We start from the raw sequence: 21,326 nt of genomic DNA, 5'->3' as shown, positions 1-21,326 counted from the left end.
TATTTTTAAATGTACTTGAGAAAAGTTTAAAATAGAGGAAGTGTTATATAATGGGAAACGAATTTCGCGTGTGCGATGACTGTCAGGCAACGAACGTTAAAACGTTAGTTCCGAAGTTAAAAAAAGTAGATTCATGTGCAACGATTGAAGTTGGATGTCAGTCTTACTGTGGTCCTGGTCGTAAAAAATCATTCGCATTTGTAAATAACCGTCCAGTTGCGGCTCCAACAGAAGATGAGTTAATCGTAAAAATTGAAGCAAAGTTAAATAAGTAAGAAAAAGAAGAGTGAAAAGATTACTCTTCTTTTTTATGCCCATAAGAGGAACGATTTATTCTGCGAAAGTGCTCTTGTGTGGACGAACGTTTTCTAAAGGATGGATATAACTTTTGTATTAAAGTTCTAATTTATATAAATTTGTATTTCAAAATAATGGTTGACAGTCTTTTAAAGCGATAGGTAGAATAGAAGTGTCTGATTCTGAGAATCATTATCAGGAAAATAACAATTCACCTAATTTTTTTATTACTATTTGAGAATAAATTTCATTTTAATAAATATATGTTGTTGGTTAGGATGGTTGAGGGATGGAAGCGAGCGCAAGCAGTATAGAACAGCAAGAAGAGAATGTTAAAGAGATTAAGAGCAGACCGCTCATTGCTTCTATTATTTTAGTAGCGGGTACAGTTTTGTTAGCTTTAAGCATGGCAGTTTCTATTTCTTTTGGGGCTGCAGATATTAGTTTAAAGACTGTATGGCAAGCTGTATTTCAGTTTGATGGATCTATTACACATCATAACGTAATTCAAGAGCTTCGCATGCCTAGAGCAATAGGGGGCGTAGTTGCAGGTGCCTTTTTAGCGGTATCAGGAGCAATTATGCAAGGCATGACGCGAAATCCACTTGCTTCACCATCGTTAATGGGGATTACAGATGGTGCAGTATTTGGAATTGCAATTATGTATGCATTTTTTCCTAATTCACCTTATTTGATGTTTGTTATTGCATCTTTTATTGGAGCTGCGTTTGGTGCAAGCATTGTATATGGAATTGGGTCTTCTTCACCAGGTGGATTAACACCTGTGAAATTAGCTTTAGCAGGTGCAGCTATTAGTGCTTTATTAGGGGCAATTTCATCTGGAATTGCATTGTATTTTAATCTTGCTCAAGAGGTGAGCATGTGGAATGCAGGCGGAGTTGCTGGAGTGAAATGGCAAAGTATTAATATGTTAGTGCCAATTGGCCTTGTTTGTCTTTTTATCGCAATTATGATGTCGAGATATATTACAATTTTGAGCTTCGGTGAAGAAATTGCGATTGGACTTGGTCAAAATACGACATTAATTAAATTTATCGGAACAGTACTTGTTCTTGTTTTAACGGGTTCCGCAGTTTCCATGGCAGGATCAGTTGGATTTGTTGGTCTTGTAATCCCGCATATGACTCGTTTCCTTGTAGGCTCGGACTATAGATGGGTTATTCCATGTTCTGCGGTCTTAGGCGGGCTGTTAATTGAATGTGCAGATATGTTATCTCGCGTTATTAACCCGCCATTTGAAACGCCAATTGGAGCAATTACAGCGCTAATTGGGGTTCCATTCTTCCTCTACTTAGCACGTAATGAAGGGAGAGGAAAGATGTGAGGACGAGTGTCTTAACAAAAAAGAACATTTCTATATTAACGATTTTAGTAGGACTAATCGTTTCTATATTTCTTATTAGTTTAAATACAGGAACTTTTAAAATACCGCCAATGGACGTATTAAAGTCATTGGTTGGAATAGGGGCTGAAGATCAGTCTGTTATTTTATTTGAATTCCGCATGCCGCGTATGGTGATTGCTATACTAGTCGGATCTGCTTTAGCGATGTCAGGTGCGATTTTGCAAGGATTATCACGAAATCCACTTGCTGATCCAGGTATTATCGGTATTAACGCTGGAGCGGGATTAACAGTTGTTATATTCGTCTACTTTTTCTTTGGAAAAGTTGGGACTGGTACATTTTTATCTGTATTTATCCTTCCATTCTTCGCGTTGGTTGGTGCAATATTAGCGGCGGTTATTATTTATTTACTAGCATGGAAAGACGGCGTTTCATCAACGAGATTAATACTAGTTGGTATCGCTGTTGCAGCCGGGTTTGGTGCTGTTAGTTTAATTTTTTCTATGAAGATGACATCTAACGATTTTCGTTTTGCTACGATTTGGTTAGCAGGAAGTTTATGGGGAACAGATTGGAAGTTCGTGCTAAGTGTACTTCCATGGATGGTTATTTTCTTGCCACTTGCTATTAGTAAGGCGCACATATTAAATGTAATGAACCTAGGCGATTCTACAGCAGTTGGTCTTGGTTTAAATGTAGAAAAGGAAAGACGTAAATTATTATTTATTGCAGTTTGCTTAGCTGGTGCATCTGTCGCTGTTGCCGGAGGAATTGGTTTTATCGGTTTAATGGCTCCGCATTTAGCGAGGCGCCTTGTTGGTGGTAAACATCAAATTATGCTGCCTACTGCTGCACTAATAGGGACGTTTTTACTCTTATTCGCAGACGTAATTTCAAGAAGCGTGTTAACAACTTCAGAAATACCGGTCGGTCTTGTTATTTCTGTAATTGGTGCACCATATTTCATATACTTACTTATGAGGACAAAATAAAGGGAGGCTTTTTGTATGGCAACTTTAGCAGTTGATGCGGTATCTGTTGGCTATAATGAAGGGTTAATTATTGATGGATTAACAGTTGAAATTCCGGAAGGGAAAATTACAACAATTATTGGACCAAATGGTTGTGGGAAGTCCACATTATTAAAAACGGCTTCTCGTATTTTGAAGGCGAAAAAAGGTACTGTTTATCTTGACGGAAAAGCAATCGAGAAACAACCAACAAAAGAAATCGCAAAGAAAATGGCGATTTTACCACAGACTGCAGAAGTGCCAACTGGCCTTACTGTGTTTGAACTTGTTTCATATGGACGTTTTCCTCATCAAAAAGGATTTGGAACGTTGAAAGAAGAGGATTATCGTTACATTCATTGGGCACTTGAAGTGACGGGAATGACAGAATTCGCAAATCGTTCAGCAGAGGCGTTATCAGGCGGGCAACGTCAACGTGTATGGATTGCGATGGCCCTTGCACAAGGAACAGAATTACTTGTATTGGATGAACCAACAACGTACTTAGATATGGCTCATCAATTAGAAGTATTAAACTTATTGAAAAAATTAAATGAAGAAGAAGGTAGAACGATTGTTATGGTTATCCATGACTTAAACCACGCTTCTCGTTTCTCAGATCATATGATTGCATTAAAAGCAGGTAAGTTAATGAAACAAGGAACGCCAGATGAAGTTATGACAAGTGAAACACTTCGCAGTGTATTTGAGATTGAAGCTCAAATCGTTCCTTGTCCAGTAAACTGTAAGCCAATTTGTTTAACATATGATTTAGCGATGATTAGTAATCAATTGCGTAAAAAAGCATAAGTAGAACCCCCTCGTGAAGAGGGGGGACTTCTAATGGACGTTGAGCTTCTTATATAAGAATGGGAAGTTGAACGCCCGTTAGAATGGGTTATTAACAACAATTAATAAATATATATAAATTAATTGTTATACTTGTTTCTTATAGTTCATTGTAACTTATAAGATAAATACAGCTAGAAGGAGTGGGAACATGAAGAATTTTAAAATGGCACTATTAGCAATGGTACTAGTTGTGACTTCTGTACTATTTGCAGCTTGTTCTAACAAAGAAGAAGAAAAGAAAGCAGATGCAAAGACTGAAGAGCGCACTGTAAAACATGCAAAAGGGGAAATTAAAATTCCTGCAAATCCAAAGAAAATTGCTGACCTTAGTGGTTCAACAGAAGAATTATTAATTTTCGGTATGAAACCGGTTATTACTGCTAATACATCTCAAGAAAAAATTGATGCACATATTGAAAAGAAACTAAAAGACGTTAAACCAGTTGGTTCTGCTTGGGGCGATAAAATTAACATCGAAGCAGTAGCTGCTGCAAAACCAGATTTAATTCTTGTAAATAATCGTCAAGAAAAGATTTATGATCAATTATCTAAAATTGCACCAACAGTTATGTTAAACACTCCATTAGATCAATGGCGTCCAAAATTCCAAGAAGTAGGTCAAATCTTCGGTAAAGAAAAAGAAACAAAAGAATGGTTCAAAAAGTATGATGAAAAAGCAAGCAAATTACATGACAAAATCGTCGCTAAAACTGGTGAAGCAACATTTATGAAAATGGCTGCATATCCAAATGCTTTCCGCGTATACGGTGACTACGGTTACGGTAGCGTAATCTTTAATGATTTAAAACTACCAGCAGTTAAAGGTACACCAACTGATAAACCGTTAGTACAAGTACAAAAAGAAGCTTTAATCGATTACAACCCAGATTACTTATTCGTATTTACAACTGGTGACGGTTCTCAGCGCTTAAAAGAATTCCAAGAAGAATCAATTTGGAAAAACATGAACGCTGTTAAAAACAACCACGTATTTACAATTAAAAATGAAGACTTAAACAAAGGTTACTTCCCATTAGGGAAAGATATGATCTTAGACGAAGTTGCTGAATTCGTTTTAGGTAAATAATGTATAAAGGAAATCACTTTTACTTCGGTAAAGGTGATTTTTTCTTTTTATAAAGGGAATTAATACAGTCTTTCATTTCTTTCTGTTTCTCATTTCGTTTATAATATAAAGTAAGAATGTAGTAAAGAAAGGGGGATGTCGGAAAGTGGTATATTTAAACGACAAACTCAGCGAAACAAAAGTGTTTAAAGACCCAGTACATAAATATGTGCACGTGCGTGATCGTGTTATTTGGGATTTAATCGGAACGAAAGAATTTCAACGCTTGCGCCGTATTAAGCAGCTTGGAACGACATTTTTTACATTTCACGGTGCAGAGCATAGTCGCTTTACTCATTCGTTAGGTGTATACGAAATTATTCGTCGTATGATTGATGATGTGTTTGATGGCAGACCAAATTGGAATGCTGAAGATAGATTGTTATGTTTATGTGCGGCATTACTTCATGATGTCGGCCACGGCCCATTTTCTCACTCGTTTGAAAAAGTATTTTCATTAGATCATGAGAAATTTACGCAAAAGATTATCGTTGGCAATACGGAGATTAATGATGTATTAAGTCGTGTTGATAAGGAGTTTCCACAAAAGGTAGCAGATGTAATTGCAAAAACGTCTACTAATAAATTAGCGATTAGTATGATTTCGAGTCAAATTGATGCGGATCGTATGGATTATTTATTAAGAGATGCTTATTTTACAGGCGTAAAGTACGGAAACTTCGATATGGAACGTATACTGCGTGTAATGCGTCCGTATGGGAATCAAGTAGTCATTAAAAATAGTGGTATGCATGCTGTTGAGCATTACATTATGAGTCGTTATCAAATGTATTGGCAAGTATATTTCCATCCGGTAACGCGAAGTGCAGAAGTTATTTTAACGAAGATTTTACACCGTGCGAAATCACTGCACGAGAAGTATTACACATTTAAAAATCATCCTGTTCATTTCTATTCTTTATTTGAAGAAGAAGTAACAGTAGAGGATTATTTAAAGTTAGACGAGAACGTTATGTATTACTACTTCCAAGTATGGCAGGAAGAAGAAGATCCAATTTTAAGCGATTTATGTCGCCGTTTTATGAATCGAAATCTATTTAAATATGTAGAGTTTACAGATAAACACGGTTTAGATAATTGGATGGAGTTAAGTAGTTTATTTAAAAAGATTGGACTTGATCCGGAGTATTATTTAGTAGTTGATTCAACATCGGACTTACCGTATGACTTTTATCGTGCAGGAGAAGAAGAAGAGCGTCTGCCAATCCTGCTTCTTATGCCAAACGGAGAGCTTAGAGAGCTTTCACGTGAATCGGATATTGTTGAGGCGATTACAGGTAAGAAAAGAACGGATCAAAAGTTATTCTATCCACATGATTTAATCTATGAAGATGGAAGAAAAGGAAAATATAAAGAGAGAATTATTGAGTTGTTAGAAGGAAAGAAATAAGAAGCAGCTAATGGCTACTTCTTATGAAAAAACTTGAAATTATTTGTCGCTTAATCGTTTTCCGCCAACTGCATAATGGTTTTTAGACATTTCTTCGATGAAAACAACGATGTTTTCTTCAGGAGCACCAGTTGTTTCGCTTACTGCTGCTGTTACTTTCTCAGCAAGAGCTTTCTTTTGTTCTTCTGTGCGTCCTTCTAGCATTTTCACTGTTACGTATGGCATGTACAATCGCTCCTTTTATGTAAGTTACACTCTTATTATAGCGGATTATGGGGAAGAACAATCGAAAAAACAAATAATTTCTTTTTTTGACATATGGAAGAGGAGATGAAGTATGGATCAGTTATTTAGATATCCATTGCACGAAATTCCGTTGGTAGCAATGGCGATTATTATTGCATTATCCGTTCATGAATTTGCACATGCATATGTTGCATATAAATTTGGGGACGATACAGCAAAGAGACAAGGGCGTTTAACGTTATCACCGATGGCTCATTTAGACCCTATCGGTTTGATTGCAGTATTAATTCTTGGATTCGGTTGGGCAAGACCGGTTCCTGTTAACCCATATAACTTTAAAAGACCGCGTCTTGCAGGCATATTAGTTTCAATTGCAGGGCCGATTAGTAACTTAATTTTAAGTGCAATTGGTTTAATTATTTGGTATAGCTTATTAAAATTTGGTGTATTATACTCAATTCCATCTGCAGTAGCAGATACGTTAGCTCAATTTTTCCAGATTTTTATTATGCTGAATATCGTTTTACTTGTATTTAACTTATTACCGATCCCACCACTTGATGGGTATCGCGTAGTGGAAGATTTAGCACCAGCAAATATTCGCGCGAAAATGACACAGTATGAAAAATACGGGGCAATTGCGTTATTAATTCTCGTTATTACACCGCTTAGTAATTACACAATTCAACCTATTTTTCAGGTAGTTATTCCGCATGTATTTGTATTTTTAGATAGCATCATTGCGCCTATTTTTGGCCTTTTATAATTTTTAAGTGAGGAGGATTTTACATATGACAGAGAAAAAGAAAAAAATCGGTTTTAATATCGTGAAAAATGATTCAACAGATGGACATGGTGGATTTGGTGTTGGGGCATTAAGCTTAGAAAACATTTCACCTGTATTTGTTGATGTACTAGAGAAGACTGCATTCGTTGATATCGGTGCGATGCATGCGCGTAGTACAGTAGAAAAAGGTATTAAGTTTTTAACAAATAAAGATGAAGTTCCAAACGGAAAACCATTTTGGCTTGTTTGGGTAACGATTGAAAGAACTGCGACAGGTGCGTATTACGCAGGTGTAACAGCTTGTGAAATGACAGTTGACCGTGAGATTCGCCGCGGATATAAATCACTTCCAGAACACGTAAACAAAATGGATAAATCAATGAAGCGTCACATTATGGTTGACCATATGGATGAATCATCTAAAAAAGTACTTGGTACGTTCTTGAAAGAACATAATGAAGCAATTTGGAACGAATCTGGTGAAGAATTGCGCCGTGCATTATTAAGTGAATAAAAAATAGCTGACGGATGCCCGTCAGCTATTTTTTTTACCAAGGAAGATATTTTTTCCACCAACTTGTTTTTTTCTTTTCTTCAGTCGTTTTTTCAAATTCTTCTTTATCATCGACGTGATCCATACAATATTCAGTCGGTTCGGTACCTTTAGCGAAGTACATTTTCACAGAAATAGGACAATTTTTTGTAGCAATTTTACCGTTCTCTGGGTTGATATTAACCGCTACGACGTCACCTGGTTGTTTAAATTCTTTTTTTGGCTGTCCATCTAAGCCTTTCTCCATCGTATCAGTCCATATTTTCTTCGCATATCCTTGTTCTGCTACGTTTGAAATAGATTTAGGTTGATCGTATCCGACCCATACACCAGTTACGATTTGCGGAGTAAATCCGATCATCCAACTATCCGTTTCAGTAGAACCAGATTTTCCGGCATATGTTCTTGATAATTTTGATAACATCGATTGGCCAGTTACAGCAGCATAACTGCTTAGTTTCTTATTAAACATACCAGTCATCATTTCTTCCATTACAAACGCTTTGCTCTTGTCGAGAACTTGTTTACTCTCTAAATGAGCATCGTATAATATATTTCCTTCATGATCCATAATGCGGCGAATGAAAGTAGGTTTTACTTCTTTTCCACCGTTTGCGAACATGCTATAAGCGTTGACCATTTCAATTGGTTTTACTGGTGATGTACCGAGAGCTAGAGAAGGCACATCTTTTAATGCACTTGTAATTCCAAATTGTTTCGCTGTTTTTGCAAGCGCGTCATCTCCTAAAAATAAATTCGTTTTCACAGCATATATGTTATCAGAGACTGCGAGAGCTTGTGCCATCGTTACGAAATCATCGGCATAATAATCTTTATAGTTCTTCGGTTTATACTTTGAAACACCGTCACCTAAGGTGAATACAGTATATTCGCTTTTTAAGCGCGTAGCAGGTGTGAATCCTCGTTCTAATGCCGCATAATATAGAAATGGCTTAAATGTAGAACCAGGCTGACGGATGGCTTGTGTAGCCCTGTTAAATTGACTCGTAGTATAATCAGTTCCGCCAACAAGAGCAGCCACTTCACCTGTCGTTGGATTCATAGAGACGAGAGCAGTTTGTATGTTTGTTGTGTCAGGTATATGATCTTTTACAGCTTGTTCTGCTACAGCTTGTAGTTTAGGGTCTAGCGTTGTATAAATTCGCAAGCCACCTCGTTGTAAAGCTTGTTCGTCTAATCCAACATCACGAAGAAGTGAAGCTTGTACAGCATCTTGGAAATATGGTGCGACCTCTGCTACTTTTTTCGTATCTAATGAGGCAAAAGTTAGTGGCTCTTTCTTCGCTAAGGCTGCTTGTTGCTTCGTAATATATCCTTGTTCTACCATTTCATCTAATATGAGGGCTTGTCGTCCTTTAGCACGATCCTCTTTCAAAAAGGGAGAATAGACACTTGGTCCTTTTGGGATACCTGCGAGCATACTAGCTTCTGCTAATGTTAACTCTTTTGCTGTTTTATCGAAATATAGACGGGACGCAGCTTCGATGCCATAAGCGCCATGTCCGTAATAAATTGTATTTAAATATCCTTCTAAAATATGATTTTTATTATAGTTTACTTCAAGGCGGACAGTGTACATTGCCTCTAATAATTTCCGTTTCCACGTTTTATCATGATCTAAATACAGATTACGCGCGTATTGTTGTGTAATTGTACTAGCTCCTTGTACCTTTGCCATTGCTTTTAAATCAGCAACAATTGCACCTGCAATCCGTTTTAAATCGAAGCCGTGATGTTTATAAAATCTTTGATCTTCAATAGAAAGGGTCGCTTCTTTTACATAAGGTGAAATTTCATTAAGAGAGACATTGTAACGTTTTTGAATTTCGTTACTTTGTCCAATAACGGTATCATCGTTTGCGTAAAAGACGCTTGTTTGCGGGACCGCAACAGGAGGAGGTCCCATAATTTTTGCAACTATAATAATAACAAAAAAAGAAAAAACGAAGAAAAGGACGCAAGAAAACATTGCGGTGAAGAAAAGACGTTTATATTTTTTAAGTTTTGGATTCATAGTTTGATCCATCTTTTTTCAGCCCCTCATTAATACAAGCGTTATTGTATTAGTATTGAGGGTTTTCGTTTATTTTAAACAATGAAATTTCGAAAATAAAAAAGCCCCTTCCATTAAGAAAGGAGCTCAAAGGCACGTGCTGGCCAATCGGTAATGATGACATCTACACCATAATCAATCATAGTTTGTAAATCTTTGTATTCGTTAATTGTATATGGACGGAAAACATATCCTTGCTCTTGTGCTAACTGCACAAATTCTTTCGTTAATAGCTGGAAGTTTGGATGTAATCCACTTGCTTCTCTATGTTTTGCTTCGGCAATTGGATCAGCAATCGGTGTATCATATAAAATTGCTCTTGGAATTTCAGGAGCAATTTCTGCTAATAATGAAACAGAGTCATGGTTAAATGATGAAAATACAATTTGATTTGAAAGATGATATTCACGCACAAGTGCAACAACTTTTTCCTCAATATTTGGGTAATGAATAACATCTGTTTTTAATTCGATATTTAGTTGTAAGTTCGTTGTGGAAAGCCAAATGAAAACCTCGCGCAACGTTGGAATTTTTGCTTCTTGGAAAGAAGGGGCTTTATGGCTACCAGCGTCCAATGATTGTAATTCCTCTACCGTTTTTTCAGAAACAAGTCCAACGCCATTTGTTGTACGATCGACGGTTTCATCGTGAATTACGACAAGTTCACCATCTTTTGATAGGTGGACATCGAGTTCAATTCCGTGAGCGCCAATGCGTTCAGCTTCTTGGAAGGCAATCATCGTATTTTCGGGATGTGTTCCTTTTACTCCGCGGTGAGCAAAAATAAGTGGTTTACTCATATGAAAATCTCCTTATTATCTCTTTTCTTTCATTATGAAACTGCTTTAGGGAAAATACAATTGAATATGACAAACATTTACAAAAGTCTAACAGTTGCAGAAAAGTTAACGTTAACGTAAAATGTAATAATTGAGTGAAGGGAGGAATAAACATGTATAAAATTGATGAAGTAACAAAGCAAGTCGGTTTAACAAAACGTACACTTCGTTATTATGAGGAAATTGGTTTAATTCATCCCCCAGAACGTAGTGAGGGGAATATTCGTCTGTATACGGATGAGGATATTGCCAGAATTAAAAGAATTGTAGAAGCGAAAGAAGTGCTAGGAATCACACTTCAAGAAATGCAACATTTCTTATCACTAAAAGAAAGAATGGAGCAAAGAAGAAATAGCGAGAACCCTCGTGATCGTGAAGTGATTCAAGAAATTAAAGATATGCTTGAAAAACAAGTGCAAACGTTAGACGAAAAAATGGAGCAAATGCAACGTGTAAAGGCAGAACTCGAAGATAGTTTACATCGTGCAGTAACATTTTTAGAGAGCACAAAAGGAGAGTAATCAAAATGGAGAGCAAACAAAAACTAGGGAGATTGATTACAGTGGTAGCTACCTTTCTTGCCTTTTCGGGTATAGGGGTAGTTGACCCAATCTTGCCGATTATTGCTGAGAAAATTGGTGCAACGCATTGGCAAGTTGAAATGTTATTTACCGCTTATATTTTAACGATGGCAATCATGATGTTACCAGCTGGTATATTTGCATCGAGATTTGGTGATAAACGAATGATGACAATCGGTCTTGCGATTGTGACTGTATTTGCGTTTATATGCGGTATATCGCAAACGATTGCTCAATTATCTCTTTTCCGTGCTGGATGGGGATTAGGAAATGCGATGTTTTTTGCGACAGCAATGACACTGTTAATAGCATTAAGTAAAGAAGTTCATGAAGCAGTAGGATTATACGAAGCAGCTATCGGCTTAGGTATGGCTGGGGGGCCGTTATTGGGTGGAATACTAGGTGGACATTCTTGGCGTTATCCGTTTTTCGCGACGAGTATTTTAATTTTCTTAGCATTTATTTTAGTATTCTTTTTTGTAAAAGAACCAGAGCGAAAGGTGAAGCGTAAGGCTGCTGGCGTAGGGGAATTACTTAACTTGGTGAAGTATAAACCATTTATGCAAGGTGCTATTTCAGGGATGCTATACTACTACGGATTTTTTGTTGTGTTAGCATATTCACCACTTATTATGCATTTATCAGCTATTCAATTAGGCTTTGTATTTTGCGGATGGGGACTGGCGTTAGCTTACGGTTCTGCAATTTTAGCACATAAGCTAGAAGGGAAATATGAACCAAAAACATTATTGAAGGGGAGTTTACTCGTATTTGCGATTTTCTTAATTGCACTATTCTTTGTGAAAATTATGTGGTTACAAATTACTCTTATCGTTTTATCAGGATTGGCATCTGGCTTAAACAATGCATTATATACAAGTTATGTAATGGATATTTCACCTTATGAAAGATCTGTTACGTCAGGTGTTTATAACTTTGTTCGTTGGTTAGGTGGTGCGATTGCTCCAATTTTATCAGGAGTTATCGGGCACACAGTTTCACCACAAAGCCCATTTTTAGTTGGGGGAATTGTTGTGTTAGTTGGTTGTATTATGATCTTAATTCCAATTCGTAAACCAGTAGAACTAGAGAAGAAAACCCTTTCTTAAGAAAGGGTTTTCTTTATACACATATGTTAGAACCCTCTGACTAAAATATATTTTCGGTATTTTTGTACTTTTAACTATACATTTTGGATGTTTTGTTTTATTTTTGTTAGGGGACATTAATGATGTCCCTATTATAAATTTGCATTGAAAGGCGTGATTGTACGATGGAACTATGGTTCACTGAAAAACAAACAAAACATTTTGGGATTACGGCGCGTATTAACCGCACATTACATACGGAGCAAACAGAATTCCAGAAACTTGATATGGTTGAAACGGAAGAGTTCGGAAACATGCTTATTTTAGACGGCATGGTTATGACAACAGAAAAGGACGAGTTCGTTTATCACGAAATGGTAGCGCACGTACCTTTATTTACACATCCAAACCCTGAAAACGTATTAGTTGTTGGCGGCGGCGATGGCGGTGTTATTCGCGAAGTGTTAAAACACCCAAGTGTAAAGAAAGCAACTCTTGTTGAAATCGATGGAAAAGTAATTGAGTACTCTAAACAATACTTACCATCAATTGCAGGCGCATTAGATAATGAGCGTGTAGAAGTAAAAGTAGGAGACGGTTTCCTACACATCGCAGAAAGCGAAAATGAATACGACGTAATTATGGTAGATTCTACTGAGCCAGTAGGCCCAGCAGTAAACTTATTTACGAAAGGTTTCTACGCTGGAATCTCTAAAGCGTTAAAAGAAGATGGTATTTTCGTTGCACAAACGGACAACCCTTGGTTCACACCAGAACTAATTACAACTGTGTTTAAAGACGTAAAAGAGATTTTCCCAATTACTCGTTTATACACAGCGAACATCCCAACTTACCCAAGTGGTCTTTGGACGTTCACAATTGGATCTAAAAAACATGATCCATTAGAAGTAAGTGAAGAGCGTTTCCACGAAATCGAAACGAAATACTACACAAAAGAATTACACAATGCAGCATTCGCATTACCGAAATTTGTTGGCGATTTAATTAAGTAAGAAATCGAGTTTGAACAAATAAAGTGTAGGTAGCTCATTTAAGGTGTTTGTCCAGAAGACTTGAACATGCTAGCTACTTACACTCCTGTAAAGAAAATCGTCTTCTTATTGTTAAAAAAGAAGACACCGGTAAATCGAGAAAGAGGAGCAGTTCGCTCCAAATTTGAGAAATAATGAAAGGTTGGGATACCTTAAGTTCCACATAAGGAGGAAAAGAATATGCGTTTTGATGAAGCTTATTCAGGTAAAGTATTTATTAAAAGTCATCCAAGTTTTGAAGAGTCAAAGGTAGTTATTTACGGGATGCCTATGGATTGGACAGTAAGTTACCGTCCAGGTTCTCGCTTTGGTCCTGCACGTATTCGTGAAGTATCAATCGGTCTTGAAGAATATAGCCCATATTTAGATCGTGAATTAGAAGAGGTAAAATATTTTGATGCGGGTGATATCCCATTACCATTCGGAAACGCACAACGCAGTTTAGACATGATTGAAGAGTATGTATCAAAACTTTTAGATGCCGATAAGTTTCCACTAGGTCTCGGTGGTGAGCACCTAGTGTCTTGGCCAATTTTTAAGGCAATGGCAAAAAAATATCCGGATTTAGCAATCATCCACATGGATGCTCATACTGATTTACGTGAATCGTATGAAGGGGAGCCTTTATCCCACTCTACACCAATTCGTAAAGTGTGTGATTTAATTGGTCCGGAAAACGTATATTCTTTCGGAATTCGTTCTGGAATGAAGGAAGAATTTGAATGGGCGAAAGAAGTAGGTATGAACTTATATAAATTTGACGTATTAGAACCGTTAAAAGAAGTATTACCGAAACTTGCTGGACGCCCAGTCTATGTCACAATCGACATTGATGTATTAGACCCAGCTCACGCTCCAGGAACAGGAACGTTAGAAGCTGGCGGTATTACATCTAAAGAATTATTAGATTCCATCGTAGCAATTGCAAATTCAAATATAAATGTAGTTGGAGCAGACTTAGTAGAAGTAGCTCCGGTCTACGACCATAGTGATCAAACACCAGTCGCAGCAAGCAAATTCGTGCGGGAAATGCTGCTCGGTTGGGTGAAGTAAAAGTGAAGCCGACTGTTTAGACCCGGTGAATAAGGTTCTTCCCTGCAAAAGGTGCTTTTTACCTTTTAGCAGGGAAGGTTCTTAGACGCAAGGGTCTAGGAGGCGTAACTGGATAGAAATAAAAGCGGAAGCGGCTCGCTCAGAATGTGTCGGTAAGTCGATATATAAAAAAATCGTCGATATAATCTTATTTACCATGGCAAGACATGAAAAAAAGAGTTATTCTCAAAAGGTGAGAATAACTCTTTTTCTTATGCAACTTTCTCTTCCGAATTAACGCCGCGAATTTCATCAGCAGAGCGGATCGGATATTTGCGGAACACAATAGATCCGATGTATCCGATAATAGTGGTAACGATTCCACATAGTACAGCAGCAATCGTTACTTTTATAACGTCATTAAATCCGAATAGGACGAGAAGACCTGGAATTGGTGATGCTGTTCCTGGTGCATTATTAACAAGCTGGAATAGCGATGTAATAATACCGGCAAGTGCACCGCCAACGAAATTTGTCATATAAATTGGAATTGGATTTGCTGAGACAACATCGGCTTGTGTTAAAGGCTCGATTGCTACAGCAATTGTATCTTTCTTTGAACAAATTTTTAATCGTTTAAAGAAAATAAAGTTCATCGGGGCTGAAGCTGCTACGGCAAGACTACCAATTGCCATTGGTAAACCTGTTAATCCAAGCATTGCAGTTAGTGCCATAGAACTCAGTGGAGAGGTAGAAATAACTGTTATTAATCCACCAAGCATAATACCCATAATGATAGGACTTTCTGTAGTTGCAACTGATATCATAGAACCGATTTTACCAAGTGTTGCGTTAACGAGCGGATCCATAAGCATTGCCATTCCACGTGAGATTGGTGCAGCGATAAATAGGATTGCTAAAAATTCCACACCAGCCGGTAATTTCTTTTCGAGAAATTTCACGACGAAGGCACAAACGTATCCGGCGAAAAATCCTGGTAAAATACCGAATCCACTAGTAGCGATACCAATTAAAACAGCGTATACGGGGGAAACACCGATTGCTAATGCGACTAAAATCGCTGCTGCAACACCGCTCATACTACCAGAAGCTTCTCCTACTGATTGTAAAAAGTCATTGTGAAACATTTCTCCACCTATATAACGGTGAAATGCTTCAATAAGAAAACTTGCGATTGCTGCATTAGCTAAAGCACCCATCGCCTTCATTCCGTAAGGCGCACGGTAACTGAAAAGTGTAAATAGACAAAGTACAACAAGTAATAGTGCTAAACCTTGCAAGATAGCCATTTGAAAACTGTCTCCTTTGATTTTTGTAATAAAAATTCGTATCATTCAATAATAATATAAAAGTGTATGAAACGGAAAAATTTTTTCTTGGGAACTTGCTGTAAGAAAAAATCCCTTACAATAATGTAAGGATTGTGTAAGACTTTTCGATAGAGTATAGTATACCCTTTTCCGTATAATACAGGTATAGACATAACATTAGTGAGAAAGAAGTGTAAAACAGGAGGCGCATGTATGAAATTGGTCATTAAAGTTTTAGCTGTATTCGCCATTATTTTAGGGGGGACAGCGTATTATTTGAATACAAAAACAGAAGGTGTACATGCTTTTGTAGACAACTTCTTTTCAAATAAAGAAATACAAGATTATTATGCGGTTGTAGATAAAGGTGAGAAAAAAGACGGTGAGTATTTGTATACATTTAAAGGGTATACAGAGGACGGAAATCAACAAATTATTAAAAGAATGGTAAATCGTGAATTGCATGCAGGTGCTTTTATAAAAATTTATGCAAAAGGTATGCAAGGAAAAGGATGGGCTGAAATAACGAAAGAGTCAATCCCGCAAAAAGCGTTGCAAAAAATAGAAAAACCATAAAAGGAGCGACTCATTCGCTCCTTTTTTAGTACGCTAAAATAGTGATAGATGTCTTTTCTTTGTTAGAAATAATTTTTGCACGTCCACCAATTGGGAAAGTGAAAATCGGGGTTGTATGCCCGAAACTTGCGTTTGCAATAATAGGAATATGTGCAAGTTCAGGTTTTGAAGCAATCATTTCTTGAATGTCCGCTATCGTACATTCTGCTTCTTTTTGCATTCTTCCTATTACAATACCTGTTATATGTTCAAAATTAGGTTGCTGCATAAGGGAATGTAGATAGCGATCAAAAGTTTTAAGTGTCGATTTTCCTGTTAAACTGTCTTCTTCAAGGAATAAAATTTTGCCCTTTAAGTTTGGCATATATGGTGTGCCTTGTAGTAAATTAAGTGTGCTCATATTGCCACCGATAATTTCTCCTGTCGCTTCCCCCTTTTGAATTGGAACATACCCTTCATTTTTAATAAATTCTCGATTTTCCTGATCCATATACCAAGAATCATCGCTCCACGTTTCCGCCGGAATGATTTCAATAGGCTCATTAGCGGTTAAGCATTGTAAAAAGTAATCAGCCGTGTAATGGAGTCCTTTTTCCATTCCAAATGAAGAGAAGTGGGGACCTGAATATGTAACGAGACCCGTTTTTGCGTAAATTGCATTATTTAAGGCAGTAATATCAGAATAACCACAGAAAAATTTTGGGTTTTCACGAATTAAATCAAAATCGAGATATTTCAATAAACCATTCGAGTTGTATCCGCCAAGTGTAGTTAAAATAGCTTTTACATTAGGGTCTCTAAATGCTTCATGGAGGTCTTGGACGCGGGAAGAAATAGAAGAGGAAGCAAATCGATCTATCTCATCGGCATATTTTGAGAATGTCACTTGAAAGCCCATGTCAGTTAATCTTTTTATAGCAAGTTTTCTATTTTCATTTGAAACAATACTTAAACTACAGGATGGTGAAATCACGCGTATTTCATCACCCTTTTTTAACTTTGTTGGTATCATTGAATTCACCTCTATAATTAAAAGAATATTTAGATTTAAAAAATATTTTATCATATGAAATAAAGTAGGAGGGAATTATTTTTTGAAATGGAGTTTTCCTGATTTTTCAGCAGACAGACAGCGTCTTTTTTTGATATGATAGGAAAAGTGATTTATTATAAGTAGTATTTAATATCTATAACATTTGAAAGGTGTGCAAGACGTGAAGAAACAACTTGCAGGCTTGCCGGTACACGTTCATTTCGTAACAGAAATCCGTGAAGGGGCGAGGAAGGAAACCGTTGCTTTTGAAGCAAATGGTCAATACTATGTAAAAGGTCAAGGTACATATGTAACATTCCAGGAGCCGAACGAACAAGGCGAAGTGAAAACAATTATTAAAATTCAAGATGAACAAGTTCTCATTATGCGTTCAGGTGCTATTTCTATGCGTCAGACGCATGTGAAAGGTGAATGGACAACGGGTACGTATACGAGTGAACTTGGTACGTTTGCACTGCAAACGAAAACTGATAACGTTCTTTTTAAATGGTCGGATGAAAAGAAAAAAGGACAACTCTTCTTAACGTACGCATTGCTTCTAAGTGAACAAGAAGCTGGCAGATATACAATTACAATTAATTTGAAGGAGGCAAAATAATGAATTCCTTAGAACAGGTAAAAGGATTGATTAAAGAAGAAATTCAAGCTGCTGTATTAAAGGCAGAATTAGCGACAGAAGAACAGATTCCAAACGTTGTATTAGAATCTCCAAAAGATAAAACAAATGGTGACTTCTCTACAAACATGGCAATGCAACTTGCACGCGTTGCGAAAAAAGCACCTCGTATGATTGCAGAAGAACTAGTTGCAAACTTCGATAAAGCAAAAGCTTCTATTGAAAAAATCGAAATCGCTGGTCCTGGTTTTATTAACTTCTATATGGATAATAGCTACTTAACAGATTTAATTCCAACAATCGTAAACGCTGGTGAAGCTTACGGTGAAACGAACACTGGTAAAGGTGAAAAAGTACAAGTTGAGTTCGTATCTGCGAATCCAACAGGTGACCTTCACTTAGGACATGCACGTGGTGCGGCAGTGGGTGACACTTTATGTAACGTATTAGCAAAAGCAGGATACGATGTATCTCGTGAGTACTACATTAATGATGCCGGTAACCAAATTCATAATTTAGCTCTTTCTGTTGAAGCTCGTTACATGCAAGCTTTAGGTTTAGATAAAGAAATGCCAGAAGACGGTTACCATGGTGCGGATATCATTGGAATCGGTAAACGTTTAGCTGAAGAGTTTGGCGATCGTTACGCAAAAGCTGATGCTGAAGAAAGCTATGAATTCTACCGTTCATACGGTTTGAAATATGAGTTAGCAAAACTTCAAAAAGACTTAGAGAGCTTCCGTGTTAAATTTGATGTATGGTTCTCAGAAACATCATTATACAAAAACGGAAAAATCGATGCTGCACTTACTGTATTAAAAGAGCGTGACGAAATCTTTGAAGAAGGCGGAGCAACTTGGTTCCGTTCAATGACTTACGGTGATGACAAAAACCGTGTATTAATTAAAAATGACGGTTCTTACACATACTTAACGCCAGATATTGCTTACCATCGCGATAAATTAGAGCGTGGTTTCGATAAGCTAATCAACATTTGGGGTGCTGACCACCACGGTTACATTCCTCGTATGAAAGCTGCTATTCAAGCGCTAGGTTACGATAAAGAAACACTTGAAGTAGAAATCATCCAAATGGTACAACTATACCAAAATGGTGAAAAAATGAAAATGAGTAAGCGTACAGGTAAAGCAGTTACACTTCGTGAGCTTATGGAAGAAGTAGGCGTGGACGCAATGCGATACTTCTTCGCAATGCGTAGTGGTGATTCTCATTTGGACTTCGATATGGACTTAGCTGTATCAAAATCTAATGAAAACCCAGTATACTATGCACAATATGCTCATGCTCGTGTATGCAGTATCCTTCGTCAAGGTGAAGAGTTAGGATTAGCTGCAGATGGAGACGTGAATTACAAACTTGTTACTTCTGAGAAAGAAGTAGAGTTACTGAAAAAGCTTGGTGAATTCCCAGCTGTAGTTGCGGATGCAGCACAAAAACGTCTGCCACACCGCATTACAAGCTATGCATTTGAATTAGCAGCAGCATTACACAGCTTCTACAATGCAGAAAAAGTATTAAACCAAGATAACTTAGAATTAAGTAAAGCTCGTTACGAGTTAATGAAAGCAGTACGCACTACGCTTCAAAATGCATTAGCAATCGTAGGAGTATCTGCACCAGAAAAAATGTAATGAAGAAAAGCGGAGCCGACTGTTTAGTCCCGAAGGCTAAGGTTCTTTCCCACAGAAGATGCATTTTATCTTCTCGTGGGGAAGGTTCTTAGACAGAAGGGGCTAGGAGGCAGAGCTGGACATAAAGAAAAGCGGAAGCGGACTTTCGTTTTTAAATAAAAGGCAATCACATGATGTTGTGATTGCCTTTTTGTATGGAGATAATAAAAAAATAAAATTTTATCAAACAAAAGGATAATTTGCGTCGTCTTATATAAATGACAGGAGGCTTATGATGGAAGAAAAGGTAGAAGAATTAATTGATATATATAAGCAGCAAATATATTCCTTATGCTATAAGTTAGCGAAAACGAAAGAAGATGCGGAAGATATTTTTCAAGAGACGTGGATAAAGGTTTTTTCATCAAGGCATCAACTTTCCTATGTGGATAATTATAAAAAATGGATTGCTACAATTTGTGTTCGTACGTTTTATGATTTTTATCGTAAGAAAAAAAGGTGGAAAGATCGAATATTGGATTTGTTTCATAAAGAAGATGGTGGAGAAATAGATTTCGCAGATGAAGTAAATATATCAGAAGAATGTATTCAAAAAGTGGAAGCGGAAATGATACGGGAAGTTATACAGTTATTGAATGAAAAGTATAAAACTGTGCTCGTACTCTACTATTATGAACAATATTCTTATAAAGAAATGAGTGAAATATTAAATATACCGATTGGTACAGTGAAATACCGCCTTAATTATGCGAAGAAGCAAATTCGAGAACATTTGGAGGGGTTCGTTTATGACGGAAGATAAGTTTGATCAGAAGATAAAAAGTAGCTTAGCGGGAGAGATGGTTCCTAACGAAGAGCTAATAAACCATACGAAACAGAGCGTGCGAAATGCTCGAAAATTAGAAAAGAGATGGGTTGTTTTCATTCATGCTATTTGGATGATTGTATTAACAGTCACCCTAGAGCAGTTTGTTAGTCATTTGGATCATAAAATATCTGTCATTATAACGATAGTTATTATGATGCACATATACATTCCTATATATGTTGTCATACAGGCATTTTTAAAGAAGGAGTATAAATTACATGATAGGGTTCGCTAATCCATTTGTAGTATTTGAGATAGCTGGGATTACAATGTTTTTGGCTTTTATAGCACTTTTAGTATGTGTAGCATCATGGGTATATACAGATGCGAAAACGCGTGGAATAAGTAAGTGGTGGAGTGTTATAGCGATTATATTGCCATTTTTTATTGGAGTTTTGTTATATATGACACGCAGAAATAGCCGGAAAGTAGAAGGAGAATATACGATGAAGGGTATGAAAAAGCAAAAGGTAACATTAGTTGTTATATTTGCAAGTGCGATGTTTGTATTACTTAGCGGCTTTGCTTTCGTTCAAACGTTAGATGATATGTGGAGAGCTGGTGATATATATTTAGAAAATGAGAAGAAAGGGGAGACAAGTTACGAGGCAAAATTCTCATCATGGGATATTGCTGGGAAAGATATTGAACTGGAGTATGCAAAAGATACAGAAGTAACATTTTCTTATGAAACAGATGCAAAGCGTGGTAACTTATGCTTTAGCTTGTATGAAAGACAAGGAGAAGGGATAAAGGAATTAAAGGAGATTTGTGAATCGAAAAAAGGTACTTTTAAAGCTACATTAAAAGCAAATGAAAAGTATGTATTCAATATAAGTGGTTTAATGGTGAAAGATGGTTTTGTAAAAGTGAATTGGGAAGCAAAATAAAGGGCCCCTGAGAAAGGCCCCTTAT

23 protein-coding genes are annotated in these 21,326 nt (G+C 36.9%); 18 read left to right on the top strand and 5 right to left on the bottom strand.

Annotation, left to right across the window (positions count from 1 at the left end; translation table 11 throughout):
* The first annotated feature begins 50 nt into the window (after positions 1-50).
* The 6 genes from BCG9842_RS26645 (at position 51) to BCG9842_RS26620 (ending at position 6,062) form a co-directional block, all read left to right on the top strand.
* Entirely contained in the window at positions 51-275 is a 225-nt protein-coding gene (locus BCG9842_RS26645; protein WP_000526079.1) for a DUF1450 domain-containing protein, read from the top strand.
* Between the two features lie 311 nt (positions 276-586).
* Positions 587-1,642, top strand: a complete 1,056-nt coding sequence (locus tag BCG9842_RS26640; RefSeq protein ID WP_000388296.1) for a FecCD family ABC transporter permease — start codon at positions 587-589, stop codon at positions 1,640-1,642.
* Positions 1,639-2,655: a FecCD family ABC transporter permease gene (locus tag BCG9842_RS26635; protein WP_001260753.1), complete on the top strand. Its 1,017-nt coding sequence runs from the start codon at positions 1,639-1,641 to the stop codon at positions 2,653-2,655. The genes BCG9842_RS26640 and BCG9842_RS26635 overlap by 4 nt, the downstream gene beginning before the upstream one ends.
* Positions 2,656-2,670: 15 nt before the next feature.
* Positions 2,671-3,483 carry an ABC transporter ATP-binding protein gene (locus tag BCG9842_RS26630; protein WP_000212066.1) on the top strand — a complete coding sequence of 271 codons (813 nt, stop codon included), beginning with the start codon at positions 2,671-2,673 and terminating at the stop codon, positions 3,481-3,483.
* 190 nt (positions 3,484-3,673) lie between these two features.
* Entirely contained in the window at positions 3,674-4,612 is a 939-nt protein-coding gene (locus BCG9842_RS26625) for an ABC transporter substrate-binding protein (RefSeq protein ID WP_000787726.1), read from the top strand.
* A 145-nt stretch (positions 4,613-4,757) separates the two neighbouring features.
* Entirely contained in the window at positions 4,758-6,062 is a 1,305-nt protein-coding gene (locus tag BCG9842_RS26620) for an HD domain-containing protein (RefSeq protein ID WP_000262742.1), read from the top strand.
* Positions 6,063-6,101: 39 nt separating this feature from the next.
* On the opposite strand, the gene BCG9842_RS26615 is transcribed toward BCG9842_RS26620, so the two are convergent.
* A complete protein-coding gene (locus BCG9842_RS26615) occupies positions 6,102-6,287 on the bottom strand; it encodes a 2-hydroxymuconate tautomerase (RefSeq protein ID WP_001147171.1) in 186 nt (61 codons plus the stop codon).
* Between the two features lie 112 nt (positions 6,288-6,399).
* Here BCG9842_RS26615 and BCG9842_RS26610 point away from each other — a divergent pair, with 112 nt between their 5' ends.
* Entirely contained in the window at positions 6,400-7,074 is a 675-nt protein-coding gene (locus BCG9842_RS26610; RefSeq protein ID WP_000372445.1) for a site-2 protease family protein, read from the top strand.
* Between the two features lie 25 nt (positions 7,075-7,099).
* A complete protein-coding gene (locus BCG9842_RS26605) occupies positions 7,100-7,609 on the top strand; it encodes a YwhD family protein (RefSeq protein WP_000136681.1) in 510 nt (169 codons plus the stop codon).
* A 34-nt stretch (positions 7,610-7,643) separates the two neighbouring features.
* Here the strand turns inward: BCG9842_RS26605 and BCG9842_RS26600 are convergent, their stop codons facing one another.
* Both BCG9842_RS26600 and BCG9842_RS26595 read right to left on the bottom strand, forming a co-directional pair.
* Entirely contained in the window at positions 7,644-9,695 is a 2,052-nt protein-coding gene (locus tag BCG9842_RS26600; RefSeq protein ID WP_000372951.1) for a transglycosylase domain-containing protein, read from the bottom strand.
* Positions 9,696-9,796: 101 nt separating this feature from the next.
* A complete protein-coding gene (locus BCG9842_RS26595) occupies positions 9,797-10,522 on the bottom strand; it encodes a glycerophosphodiester phosphodiesterase (protein WP_000042780.1) in 726 nt (241 codons plus the stop codon).
* A gap of 152 nt (positions 10,523-10,674) precedes the next feature.
* Between BCG9842_RS26595 and BCG9842_RS26590 the strand changes: the two genes are divergently transcribed.
* The 4 genes from BCG9842_RS26590 (at position 10,675) to speB (ending at position 14,335) form a co-directional block, all read left to right on the top strand.
* Positions 10,675-11,082, top strand: coding sequence for a MerR family transcriptional regulator (locus BCG9842_RS26590; protein WP_000276560.1), 408 nt, complete (start codon positions 10,675-10,677; stop codon positions 11,080-11,082).
* Between the two features lie 5 nt (positions 11,083-11,087).
* Positions 11,088-12,251 (top strand): MFS transporter, encoded by a 1,164-nt coding sequence (locus BCG9842_RS26585; RefSeq protein ID WP_000444235.1) that lies wholly within the window; start codon positions 11,088-11,090, stop codon positions 12,249-12,251.
* Between the two features lie 164 nt (positions 12,252-12,415).
* Positions 12,416-13,243 carry a polyamine aminopropyltransferase gene (gene speE, locus BCG9842_RS26580; RefSeq protein ID WP_000424696.1) on the top strand — a complete coding sequence of 276 codons (828 nt, stop codon included), beginning with the start codon at positions 12,416-12,418 and terminating at the stop codon, positions 13,241-13,243.
* A 219-nt stretch (positions 13,244-13,462) separates the two neighbouring features.
* Positions 13,463-14,335 (top strand): agmatinase, encoded by an 873-nt coding sequence (speB, locus tag BCG9842_RS26575; RefSeq protein WP_001209831.1) that lies wholly within the window; start codon positions 13,463-13,465, stop codon positions 14,333-14,335.
* Positions 14,336-14,586: 251 nt separating this feature from the next.
* On the opposite strand, the gene BCG9842_RS26570 is transcribed toward speB, so the two are convergent.
* Complete coding sequence (locus tag BCG9842_RS26570; protein WP_000996325.1) at positions 14,587-15,624, bottom strand: PTS sugar transporter subunit IIC; 1,038 nt, start codon at positions 15,622-15,624, stop codon at positions 14,587-14,589.
* Between the two features lie 234 nt (positions 15,625-15,858).
* On the opposite strand from BCG9842_RS26570, the gene BCG9842_RS26565 reads away from it, so the two are divergent.
* Positions 15,859-16,221, top strand: coding sequence for a YxeA family protein (locus tag BCG9842_RS26565; RefSeq protein ID WP_000779933.1), 363 nt, complete (start codon positions 15,859-15,861; stop codon positions 16,219-16,221).
* A gap of 25 nt (positions 16,222-16,246) precedes the next feature.
* Here the strand turns inward: BCG9842_RS26565 and BCG9842_RS26560 are convergent, their stop codons facing one another.
* Positions 16,247-17,233, bottom strand: a complete 987-nt coding sequence (locus BCG9842_RS26560) for a S66 family peptidase (protein ID WP_000613237.1) — start codon at positions 17,231-17,233, stop codon at positions 16,247-16,249.
* Positions 17,234-17,435: 202 nt separating this feature from the next.
* On the opposite strand from BCG9842_RS26560, the gene BCG9842_RS26555 reads away from it, so the two are divergent.
* The 5 genes from BCG9842_RS26555 to BCG9842_RS26535 all read left to right on the top strand — a co-directional run bounded on the left by BCG9842_RS26555 (position 17,436) and on the right by BCG9842_RS26535 (position 21,301).
* Positions 17,436-17,873, top strand: a complete 438-nt coding sequence (locus tag BCG9842_RS26555; RefSeq protein WP_000744343.1) for a DUF1934 domain-containing protein — start codon at positions 17,436-17,438, stop codon at positions 17,871-17,873.
* A complete protein-coding gene (gene argS / locus BCG9842_RS26550; RefSeq protein WP_001086463.1) occupies positions 17,873-19,543 on the top strand; it encodes an arginine--tRNA ligase in 1,671 nt (556 codons plus the stop codon). Before BCG9842_RS26555 ends, argS begins: the two co-directional genes overlap by 1 nt.
* Positions 19,544-19,817: 274 nt before the next feature.
* On the top strand, positions 19,818-20,345 hold the full coding sequence (locus BCG9842_RS26545) for an RNA polymerase sigma factor (RefSeq protein WP_000391648.1): 528 nt from the start codon (positions 19,818-19,820) through the stop codon (positions 20,343-20,345).
* Positions 20,332-20,646 carry a hypothetical protein gene (locus BCG9842_RS26540; RefSeq protein ID WP_000133816.1) on the top strand — a complete coding sequence of 105 codons (315 nt, stop codon included), beginning with the start codon at positions 20,332-20,334 and terminating at the stop codon, positions 20,644-20,646. The genes BCG9842_RS26545 and BCG9842_RS26540 overlap by 14 nt, the downstream gene beginning before the upstream one ends.
* The gene (locus tag BCG9842_RS26535; RefSeq protein WP_000578914.1) at positions 20,630-21,301 is read left to right on the top strand and encodes an ECF-type sigma factor negative effector; all 672 of its coding nucleotides are present in this window, start codon (positions 20,630-20,632) and stop codon (positions 21,299-21,301) included. Before BCG9842_RS26540 ends, BCG9842_RS26535 begins: the two co-directional genes overlap by 17 nt.
* Positions 21,302-21,326 lie beyond the last annotated feature (25 nt).

The organism is Bacillus cereus G9842 (genome assembly GCF_000021305.1).
GTDB classification, from domain to species: Bacteria; Bacillota; Bacilli; order Bacillales; family Bacillaceae_G; genus Bacillus_A; species Bacillus_A thuringiensis_S.
This window is presented reverse-complemented; position numbering and strand designations above follow the sequence as displayed.

What these genes read in the sequence shown, in the direction of transcription:
- BCG9842_RS26600 (WP_000372951.1), bottom strand. Translation starts at nt 9,695, where the DNA reads ATGGATCAAACTATGAATCCAAAACTTAAAAAATATAAACGTCTTTTC.
- BCG9842_RS26610 (WP_000372445.1), top strand. Translation starts at nt 6,400, where the DNA reads ATGGATCAGTTATTTAGATATCCATTGCACGAAATTCCGTTGGTAGCA.
- argS (WP_001086463.1), top strand. Translation starts at nt 17,873, where the DNA reads ATGAATTCCTTAGAACAGGTAAAAGGATTGATTAAAGAAGAAATTCAA.
- BCG9842_RS26565 (WP_000779933.1), top strand. Translation starts at nt 15,859, where the DNA reads ATGAAATTGGTCATTAAAGTTTTAGCTGTATTCGCCATTATTTTAGGG.
- speE (WP_000424696.1), top strand. Translation starts at nt 12,416, where the DNA reads ATGGAACTATGGTTCACTGAAAAACAAACAAAACATTTTGGGATTACG.
- BCG9842_RS26605 (WP_000136681.1), top strand. Translation starts at nt 7,100, where the DNA reads ATGACAGAGAAAAAGAAAAAAATCGGTTTTAATATCGTGAAAAATGAT.
- BCG9842_RS26615 (WP_001147171.1), bottom strand. Translation starts at nt 6,287, where the DNA reads ATGCCATACGTAACAGTGAAAATGCTAGAAGGACGCACAGAAGAACAA.
- BCG9842_RS26545 (WP_000391648.1), top strand. Translation starts at nt 19,818, where the DNA reads ATGGAAGAAAAGGTAGAAGAATTAATTGATATATATAAGCAGCAAATA.
- BCG9842_RS26595 (WP_000042780.1), bottom strand. Translation starts at nt 10,522, where the DNA reads ATGAGTAAACCACTTATTTTTGCTCACCGCGGAGTAAAAGGAACACAT.
- BCG9842_RS26540 (WP_000133816.1), top strand. Translation starts at nt 20,332, where the DNA reads ATGACGGAAGATAAGTTTGATCAGAAGATAAAAAGTAGCTTAGCGGGA.
- BCG9842_RS26535 (WP_000578914.1), top strand. Translation starts at nt 20,630, where the DNA reads ATGATAGGGTTCGCTAATCCATTTGTAGTATTTGAGATAGCTGGGATT.
- BCG9842_RS26585 (WP_000444235.1), top strand. Translation starts at nt 11,088, where the DNA reads ATGGAGAGCAAACAAAAACTAGGGAGATTGATTACAGTGGTAGCTACC.
- BCG9842_RS26645 (WP_000526079.1), top strand. Translation starts at nt 51, where the DNA reads ATGGGAAACGAATTTCGCGTGTGCGATGACTGTCAGGCAACGAACGTT.
- BCG9842_RS26590 (WP_000276560.1), top strand. Translation starts at nt 10,675, where the DNA reads ATGTATAAAATTGATGAAGTAACAAAGCAAGTCGGTTTAACAAAACGT.
- BCG9842_RS26625 (WP_000787726.1), top strand. Translation starts at nt 3,674, where the DNA reads ATGAAGAATTTTAAAATGGCACTATTAGCAATGGTACTAGTTGTGACT.
- BCG9842_RS26630 (WP_000212066.1), top strand. Translation starts at nt 2,671, where the DNA reads ATGGCAACTTTAGCAGTTGATGCGGTATCTGTTGGCTATAATGAAGGG.
- speB (WP_001209831.1), top strand. Translation starts at nt 13,463, where the DNA reads ATGCGTTTTGATGAAGCTTATTCAGGTAAAGTATTTATTAAAAGTCAT.
- BCG9842_RS26560 (WP_000613237.1), bottom strand. Translation starts at nt 17,233, where the DNA reads ATGATACCAACAAAGTTAAAAAAGGGTGATGAAATACGCGTGATTTCA.
- BCG9842_RS26640 (WP_000388296.1), top strand. Translation starts at nt 587, where the DNA reads ATGGAAGCGAGCGCAAGCAGTATAGAACAGCAAGAAGAGAATGTTAAA.
- BCG9842_RS26570 (WP_000996325.1), bottom strand. Translation starts at nt 15,624, where the DNA reads ATGGCTATCTTGCAAGGTTTAGCACTATTACTTGTTGTACTTTGTCTA.